This is a genomic window from Actinomycetota bacterium, assembly GCA_018830725.1.
Taxonomy (GTDB): Bacteria; Actinomycetota; Humimicrobiia; order JAHJRV01; family JAHJRV01; genus JAHJRV01.
In genome coordinates this window covers 1-9,555 of sequence record JAHJRV010000055.1, presented here as the reverse complement: position 1 = coordinate 9,555, position 9,555 = coordinate 1, and the positions used below count along the sequence as shown (strand labels likewise).

The following is a 9,555-nucleotide window of genomic DNA, read 5'->3' as shown; positions in this document are numbered from 1 at the left end:
CCCCCAAGAGTCCATATCGACGGGGAGGTTTGGCACCTCGATGTCGGCTCATCGCATCCTGGGGCTGTAGAAGGTCCCAAGGGTTTGGCTGTTCGCCAATTAAAGCGGTACGTGAGCTGGGTTTAGAACGTCGTGAGACAGTTCGGTCCCTATCTATTGTGGGCGTAGGAGATTTGAGGGGAGTGATCCTCAGTACGAGAGGACCAGGATGAGCAGACCGCTGGTGTGTCAGTTGTTCTGCCAAGAGCATTGCTGATTGGCCACGTCTGTAAGGGATAACCGCTGAAAGCATATAAGTGGGAAACCCACCCCAAGATTAGATCTCCCATCTCGTAAGAGAGTAAGATCCCATGTAGACTACATGGTTGATAGGCTGGAGGTGTAAGTGCAGTAATGCATTCAGCCGACCAGTACTAATAGATCGAGGACTTGATTTTATTTCTAAAACATTCACTATGAAGTTTTGAAAGTATAGTTTAGATCTTAAATATCTATATTATCTAATATAGATATTTAAGATTTTTTTGACAGTTAAGATAATTAAAAAATTAATATTTTATATATTTAACGGTGGCTATAGCGGAGGGGATACACCCGTTACCATCCCGAACACGGTAGTTAAGCCCTCTTGCGCCGATGGTACTGCACTGGAGACGGTGTGGGAGAGTAGGTAGCTGCCGATTTTTTTGGAATAAATTTAAATAGCTTATAATAGAAGTTACCATTATTCTTTTTTAATATTTTGCATAAAAAAGAATTATGTAATTTAGTAAAAAGGTATCTAAAAGATCTTTTCAGGATGCTTAAAAAATTTATTTTTTATTTAAAGTATGCATTTCCATTTTTTATTCTTCAAAAGGACATTCCACTTATCTTAGGGTTAGTTATTAATGACCGTTGCAATTTATCCTGCAAACATTGCCGTATTTCAAATAGAGCAAAACCCGATTTAACTATGAAGGGAATATTAAACAGGTTAGAGAGGTATTATCAAATAGGATTTAGGGAACTCTATATCGAAGGCGGTGAGCCATTTTTATGGAATGATGGAAAATATATCTTAAATGATGTAGTGGATAAAGCAAAAGAAATCGGATATTTTCATGTTCATATTTATACAAATGGATTATTTCCCTTAAAATCTCATGCTGATTTTCTCTGGGTGAGTGTAGATGGATTAAAGGAAGAATATGCCAAAATTAGAGGTGATCATTTTGAAAAAGTAATAAGAAATATTAAAAAGTCTACTCATCCCAAAATTTGCATTGTATATACAATTAACACTATCAACAAAGAAGCGATTAAAAGATTCTTAATATTTACTCAAAATCAACAATTAAATAATCTTGGAGTAGTTTTCTTTTTTCATACACCTTATTATGGTTACGATGAGTTATTTATAGATTTTGAAGACAGAAGAGATATTATTGAAAAAATCATTCAATATAAAAGGATGAAATTACCAGTTTTCAATTCCTATGCGGGATTAAATGCTTTGAAATCTGGAAAATGGAAAAGACCAAATAGATTTGGTGCAATGACAGATATAGATGGTGATTATATATGTTGCAGATTTAGAGCTAAAAATATTTGTGAAAATTGTGGTTATTGTACACTTACAGAAATAACAGAAGCTCAAAAATTGAAGTTTAGCGCAATCAGGAATTTATTAAAATTTTAGTGAGTATATATGTTAACACAAATCATAACAAGAGCTATAAGGCGTTATTTAGTTGGGTCAAGACAGGAATTTATCTTTAAACCAATAGATGATATAAAGTTGCCATCAATAGAAAAAATAGATATGTATATCCACATTCCATTTTGTAAAAATAAATGTCCTTACTGTCCTTATAATAAGATAATGTATGATAAGAACTTAGTTAGACCATATTTAGAGGCAATACTTGCAGAAATAGAACAGTACTATAATCGCTTGGGAAGAATTAAAATCACCTCTATTTATATAGGTGGTGGGACACCTACAAATCTAATAGATGAGTTAGGAGTGATTCTAGGAAGAATCAGAGACCGTTTCATTATAACTGGTAATATTTGCATAGAGACTACTCCTTCTGATTTAAATGAAGAAACAGTAAGTAAATTGGTTAGTTATGGTGTTAATTTAGTTAGTCTTGGGGTGCAAAGTTTTGATGATAAATATCTTCAATTAATAGGAAGGAATTACAAAGCGAGTATCTTATATCCGGTAATAGAATTGCTTTTATCCTCAAATTTTAAATCCATCAATATTGACCTTATGTTTTCTTTACCAGGTCAAACAGTAAAAGAAGTGATATTAGATCTAAAGAAAGCTATTAATTCTGGTGTAAATCAAGTTACCCTCTATCCACTTTTTACTTTTCCTTATTCCACTGTAGGAAAATACCTTAATCTTAAAAGGGTCAAAATGCCAAATATAATTACAAGAAAAAGTATGTATTATGCAATACATGATTTCTGTATCGATAATGGTTTTAAGAGAGTATCAGTTTGGGGATTTATTAGAAATGATGTTTATAGATATTCCTCAGTAACCAGAGATAATTACATTGGCTTTGGTGCTGGCGCTGGTTCACATATATCTAAAACATTCTATTTGAATACATTCTCTATTAAAGAATATATTAAAACTTGTTTTAATGAAAAACTACCAGTAGCTTTAAAAATGGACTTTACAGACTCAATGACTCGATATTATTGGCTTTATTGGCGATTTTATGACACATATATTCCAAAAGGACAGCTCTTTGAGCTATTTGGTAAAAATGATAAGAATATTCAATTGTTATTATGGTTGATCAATATATTAAAATTAGGTAAAGAAGATGCAGAAAATATTTTCTTATCTAAAAGGGGTGCTTTCTGGCTTCACTTAATACAAAATTACTTTGTACTCAACTACATTAATAAAATATGGTCTGTTGCAATGAAAAAACCATGGCCAAATGAGATCAGAATATAATGTATTAAATTTTAATTTTTTTTCAGTTATTTTAATTATTTTTTATTTATAATATTAACTTATAAATTGAAAAATTCATTTTAAAAGATTAATTATTTTTAGGAGATCTATTATGTTCAAAAAAGTTTTAAGGTGTATAGATGAGGAATTTTCAGGTGATAGAGCAAAGCAGTTTGTAAGTAAAATAATGAGCTATCATAGAATTCAAGCAAGTCCTGGTTTTCGTGAAGCTGCTAAATATTGTCATAAGGTTTTATCTAAATCTAATATAAAAGCTGAGATATTATCTTTTCCAGCTGATGGAAAGAGCAGATATTGGTCTTTAGATATGTTTGAGGAATGGGATGCATCAGAAGCAAATCTTTATATTATTGAACCTGAAAGATATAGAAAGAAGTTAGCAGATTATAATGATCTTAAAATATCTTTAATTCAAAGAAGTGCTTCAACTGAATGTGAAGCTGAGATTGTAATTCTTGAGGATGGTGAAAATATATCTGATTATGAGGGTATTGATGTAAAGGGAAAGATTGTCTTAACTAAAGGGGATATAAGGATAATTTATTACTTAGCCATTGAAAAATTTGGAGCAATAGGCATTATATTTGATGGTATAAAAGAAGTTAAGCCTATTCGACATCGTATGGATATTCCTGATGCTGTTCAATATTCATCATTTTGGTGGCACAAAGGGGATAAGAAATGTTTTGGGTTTGTCCTTTCACCAAAAGAGGGAGAGAGGTTAAGGGAGCTTATAAGGGAAAGGATTAAAAACAATAAATCGCCAATAAGAGTAAAAGCTAAGGTAAAGAGTAAATTCTATAAAGGTAAAGCTGAGGTTGTATCTGCAATTATTCCTGGTAAGACAGATAAAGAAATAATTATCATATCTCATCTTTGTCATCCTCAGGGAACAGCAAACGATAATGCTTCAGGAAGTGCTACTAATTTAGAGATTGCAAGAACTATTAATAAATTAATTAATGAAGGAAAACTTCAAAAACCCAAAAGAAGCATTAGGTTTCTCTGGGTTCCAGAGATGAATGGAACTATTCAATTTTTAGTTACTTTTGAAGATAAAATATCAAAAATGATAGCTGGTATAAACTTAGATATGGTTGGGGAAAACCAGGATATATGTAAAAGCTCCTTTCTCATAGAGAAAACACCAGATTCAAATAGTAGTTTTGTAAACGATTTAGTGGAAAGAATAAGGGATGAATTTACTAAAGATACAAAAAATCCCTTTGGAGCTGGAAGATTTGCTTCTTTTAAATACGCAACTACCCCATTTTCTGGTGGAAGTGACCATTATATTCTCTCTGATCCTACAGTAGGAATTCCATGCCCGATGCTTATTCAATGGCCTGATAAATTCTATCACACAAATTTAGATACTTTAGAAAAAGTTGACCCAGAGATGTTAAAAAGAACAGGTATTATTGCTGCTACATATGCTTATTTTTTGGCAAATGTGGGTGAAAGGGAAGTAATATGGCTAGCCAATGAGATGATGTCTAAATTTAAACGAAAAATCTTAAAATTCATTCAAGATGAAATAACCAGAATTTCAGCTATTCAAGAATTCAAGAAGTTTAAAGTAGAACCAACACAAAAGAATATTGCAGCAAAAACAATCAGAGAGAAGATTAAAGATGAGAAGATATTAAAGAATACTGCAATTGAAGTAATAAATCTTGAGAAAAAACTTAACTATTTCATTAACTGTCAGAAAAATGCATTTATTTCGCTTAAAAAATTATCTCCTATTAATGTTGATAAATATAATGAGGAGCTTGAAGAATTTAAAATAAAAGAATTGCAAAGAACAAAAAAAGTAATTTATGAGGATTTTGGTCTTGATAAAAAAGAGATTTCAAAAATATGTGAGGAAATGGGGGAAGAAAAAACAAAAAATAAAGGATTAATTAAAGAATTTGGAGATAAAGAAAAAATCAAATGGGAGGATATTGCTGATAAAAATATTATAAGCAGGATATATAAAGGACCTATATTTGAAATGAATATCTTAAATAGATTAAGTAAAGAACAAAAGGAAAAATATTTTGAACTTAAAAAGGAAAATGCAGAAACATTTGATTTAATAAGAACTCTTGCTCTTTATTGGGCAGATGGTAAAAGAAAATTATCAGAAATCGCAGATTTAGTTGAACTTGAATCGGGTTTGAGAAATACAGAATTTTTAGTTAAATATTTTAATTTTCTATCTAAATGTAAATTAATAAAATCAAAAATTGTAAAATAAAATAATTACTACAAAAAAGTTTTGATCCACTCTGATTTAGAGGGTACTTTAATGTCTATTTTTTCTTTGTGAATCATCTGTTAATCTATTTGAGATAAGAAAAATTATTAGATCTCTATTCTTCTGTATCTTTTTATATATCTTTTTGGATTTTTAGGTAGAAGAATTGTTAAGACTATTCCCATTAAAAATCCACCAATATGTGCAAACCAACCAACATTTCCCCAAAGCTCAGGATATGCCAAAGAACTCATTCCATAAACTAATTGATATATAAACCATAAAACTATAAAAATTAATGCAGGTATTCTCGTTATAGTAAAGTATAAAAGCACTTTGATATAGGATTTCCAGTAAAGCAATAAATAAGCTGCCATAACTCCAGAAATCGCTCCGCTTGCACCAATAATAGGCTGTGAACTTTGTGGGTAAAAGAGAGTATGTCCTAGTATAGCAACTATTCCGCAAAGAAAATAAAAAATTAGAAATTTTAAGTGACCAAAGGCATCTTCAATATTGTCCCCAAATATCCATAAAAACCACATATTAAATAATAAATGTAAAAAATTTCCATGCAAAAACATAGATGAAAGCATAGTAATAATTGGCATAAGGGAGGGTAGTAAAGCTAAGGATGAGGGTGAAAATCCCCACTTATTAATAAAATTCTGAAGATTTAATGTACTTAAGCGTACCCAAAAATGAAGGATAATATTAAATGCAATAATTATAAAAGTTAAAAACGGTTTAACTTTTGTTGGATAATCATCTGATATGGGAATAACCACCTATTTTTCTTCCTTCAGAATATAGTCTTTTTTTGTATAAAATTAACCTATTTATATATTTCTAATAAAAATCTAATAGTTTAGGACTTGACCATTAATAAAATAGTTTGGAGAGTTCGTAAAGTTCTTTATCCACATATTTTATTTGTTTTACTGCTTCTTCAATAGGAATATCCATTATTTTAGTTCCTCTTAAAACAACCATTCTATTGAATTTTTCCTCTTTTACTAAATCAACAGCTGCTGCTCCTAATTTTAGTGCAAGGATTCTATCAAATGCTGTTGGTTTTCCACCTCTTTGAAGGTGACCTAATATTACATCTCTTGTTTCATATCCAGCTTCTTTCAATCTATTTCTTATAATCTTACCCATTCCACCTAACATAACATGTCCAAATTCATCTACTTCTTTACTTTTTATAATTTGTTCAGCTTCTGGTGAGGGCTTTGCACCTTCCGCGACTACTACTATAGAGAAATTTTTTCCTCTGTTTTTTCTTTCCTCAATTCTATTTATTATTTCATCAAAATCAAATTCAAATTCTGGTATTAAAATAACATCAGCTCCCCCAGCTAAACCTGCAAGTATTGCTATCCAGCCTGTATTTCTTCCCATAACTTCTACTACCATTACTCTATGATGAGAAACAGCTGTTGAATGAAGGTTATCAATAGCATCAGTTGCTATTGATAGAGCAGTATCAAATCCAATAGTATAATCTGTTCCAGATATATCATTATCAATAGTTTTTGGTACACCAACACACTTTGCACCTTCTCCATATAATTTATAAGATACAGAATTAGTATCCTCACCGCCCAGAGTTATAAGGCAATCCAGTTTGAATTTTTTTATGTTATCGAGAACTTTTTTAACTCCGCCTTCTTTTTTATAAGGATTGGTTCTTGAAGTTCCTAAAAATGTTCCTCCAACATGTAATATTCCTGAGATTGAATCAATATCTAATTTCTCAATATCTCCATCAATAAGACCCAACCATCCATTTTTAATTCCATATACTTCATATCCATATTTAAGAGCTTTTCTTACAATTGCTCTAATTGCAGCATTTAAACCTGGTGCATCTCCTCCTCCTGTAAGCACACCTATTCTTTTAATAGCCATTTTTTACCCCCTTATTTTATTTTCCAAAAAGTTATTTATTTCATTTCTGAATGAGATTGCTTCGGGACTTTGTCCCTCGCAATGACAAATCATAAATATTGTTCTTCTCAATAAAACAATATTAAAATTTATTTTTTAAAATTAATTTTTATTAGTAGATTTGTGGCATGGTTTCGAAGACATTTAGTCAAGAAACTATGCCCAAATCTTTCAAAGGTTATTTAATTAATTTTTTCTTTTTTTGATTCTTCTATCACTTTTTCTTGAATATGAGGTGGTACTTCCTCTGAATGTGATATATTCATACTGAAACTGCCTCTTCCTCGAGTTATTGACCTCAAATCTTTTGAATAATTAAACATTTCTGCTTGTGGAACCAAAGCTTTTATTTTTTTTATATTTTTTTCAGGTTCTATACCCAATATCTTTCCTCTTCTTGCATTAAGGTCACCCATAATATCCCCAACATAGTCATCAGGAATCTCAACCTCAACTTCCATGATTGGTTCAAGTAGAACAGGATTTCCATCGAGAACTCCTTTTCTAAAAGCCATTGCTGATGCTATTTTAAATGCTATTTCTGATGAATCTACTGAATGATATGAACCATCATATAAATTAACACTAATATCTGTAACAGGATATCCAGCTATTGCACCTTCCTGTAATGCAGCTCTTACTCCTTTTTCAACTCCCTGTATATAACCTTTTGGTATCGCTCCACCAAATATAGTTTCAATAAACTCGAAACCTGTGCCCCTATCAAGAGGTTTCACTTCTAACCAAACGTGACCATATTGACCTCTTCCGCCTGATTGTTTCTTATATTTTCCTTCTACTTTAACTGTTTTTCTTACTGTTTCTTTATATGCTACTTTAGGCTTTATAAGTTTTACTCCTACACCAAATTTTCTTTTTAATTTGTCTATTATTACAGAAAGATGAACATCTCCCATTCCGTATATCAGGTGCTGTTTTGTTTCAAAATTCATCCCATGTGAGAATGTAGGATCTTCTTCCATTAACTTACTGAGTCCATTTGATATTTTTTCTTCATCACCTTTTAATAATGGTGCAATTGCAGTATTTTCCATTGAAGGAGGATAATCAACTTTTGCAAGTACTATTGGATTTTTAGAGTCACATAGAGTATCTCCGGTTGAAATATGTTCTAATTTTGATACCGCAACAAAGTCTCCAATAGAAGCTTTATCTATTTGTGTCTGAGTTTTACCTTTTGTAATGTACATATTACTAAGTTTTACACTCTTTTTATTATTTGCATTAAAAACAACAGAATTGGAATTTATCTCACCAGTGTAAATTCTGAACATAGATAATTTTCCCACAAAAGGATCAACCATAGTTTTATAAACATATGCTAGAAATGGTGATTTGGGTGAAGCTTCTATTTTTTTATCCTCTTTTGATTTAGGGTCTTTACCTGATATTTTTGCAACTTCTAAAGGTGAGGGGAGAAGATCAATTATCATGTCTAATATTGGTTCTGTGCCTATGTTTTTTAATCCTGAACTACAAGTAACAGGAAATATTTTTCTATTTTTTACAGCACTTCCCAATGCTTCTTTAAGTTCATCTTGAGAAAGTTCTTCACCATCAAGATATTTCATAAGCATCTCATCATTAGTCTCTACAATTGTTTCAATTAAATTCTCTCTAAGACTTTTTACCTTTTCTATCATTTCCTCAGGAATTTCTGTATCTTTAATTTTTTTCTCAGATTCGTATATGAATGCTTTTTGTTCTAATAAATTTACCCATCCTTTAAAATCATCTTCTTTTCCTATTGGTAGATTTAGTGCAACTACCTGTGATCCATAGATATTTCTTAATTGATCCAAAACTTTATAAAAATCAGTACTTTCTCTATCTATTTTGTTAATGGTAATAATTATGGGAATTTCTAAATTTTCACAGTATGTCCAGATTTTTTCAGTTCCAACCTCAACACCAACAATAGAATCACATAGAAGGACAACTCCATCACATACTCTAAGTGAGTTTAGAAGCTCTCCCACAAAGTCTAAATATCCAGGTGTATCTAAAATATTGATCTTGTGATCTTTCAAATTACATGGAGCAATGGAATTATCTATACTTATAGTTCTCTTAATCTCCTCAGGTTCAAAGTCTGTTGTAGTAGTTCCCTTTTCAACACTACCTCTTCTATTTATTTCATCACAATCAAATAAAATTGATTCTACTAGCGATGTTTTTCCAGTTCCACTATGACCAACAATACTAACATTTCTAATATTTTCAGGACTAATAATTTTCATTTAAAAATATGACTCTAAAACCCCTTTGCTAAGATGGGTAATAAGAGCCATCCTCCTTTCTATTTATTATTTACTTTTTATTTTTTAATTATCTCATATATTTAATAATT

At 30.8% G+C, this 9,555-nt stretch carries 6 protein-coding genes and 2 rRNA genes; 5 read left to right on the top strand and 3 right to left on the bottom strand.

The window, feature by feature from the left end:
- From KKC53_02755 to KKC53_02735, 5 genes are all read left to right on the top strand, one after another.
- Positions 1-437 (top strand): 23S ribosomal RNA (locus KKC53_02755); the annotation flags it as partial.
- Positions 438-566: 129 nt separating this feature from the next.
- Positions 567-683, top strand: a 5S ribosomal RNA gene (rrf, locus tag KKC53_02750).
- Positions 684-799: 116 nt separating this feature from the next.
- Positions 800-1,681 carry a radical SAM protein gene (locus tag KKC53_02745; protein MBU2598085.1) on the top strand — a complete coding sequence of 294 codons (882 nt, stop codon included), beginning with the start codon at positions 800-802 and terminating at the stop codon, positions 1,679-1,681.
- Positions 1,682-1,690: 9 nt separating this feature from the next.
- Positions 1,691-2,965 carry a coproporphyrinogen III oxidase family protein gene (locus KKC53_02740; GenBank protein ID MBU2598084.1) on the top strand — a complete coding sequence of 425 codons (1,275 nt, stop codon included), beginning with the start codon at positions 1,691-1,693 and terminating at the stop codon, positions 2,963-2,965.
- 112 nt (positions 2,966-3,077) lie between these two features.
- On the top strand, positions 3,078-5,231 hold the full coding sequence (locus KKC53_02735) for a DUF4910 domain-containing protein (GenBank protein ID MBU2598083.1): 2,154 nt from the start codon (positions 3,078-3,080) through the stop codon (positions 5,229-5,231).
- 107 nt (positions 5,232-5,338) lie between these two features.
- Here the strand turns inward: KKC53_02735 and KKC53_02730 are convergent, their stop codons facing one another.
- The 3 genes from KKC53_02730 to fusA form a co-directional block, all read right to left on the bottom strand.
- Positions 5,339-6,019, bottom strand: a complete 681-nt coding sequence (locus KKC53_02730) for a rhomboid family intramembrane serine protease (GenBank protein ID MBU2598082.1) — start codon at positions 6,017-6,019, stop codon at positions 5,339-5,341.
- A gap of 94 nt (positions 6,020-6,113) precedes the next feature.
- Entirely contained in the window at positions 6,114-7,145 is a 1,032-nt protein-coding gene (locus tag KKC53_02725; protein MBU2598081.1) for a 6-phosphofructokinase, read from the bottom strand.
- A 221-nt stretch (positions 7,146-7,366) separates the two neighbouring features.
- Positions 7,367-9,445, bottom strand: a complete 2,079-nt coding sequence (gene fusA / locus KKC53_02720) for an elongation factor G (GenBank protein MBU2598080.1) — start codon at positions 9,443-9,445, stop codon at positions 7,367-7,369.
- Positions 9,446-9,555: the final 110 nt, after the last annotated feature.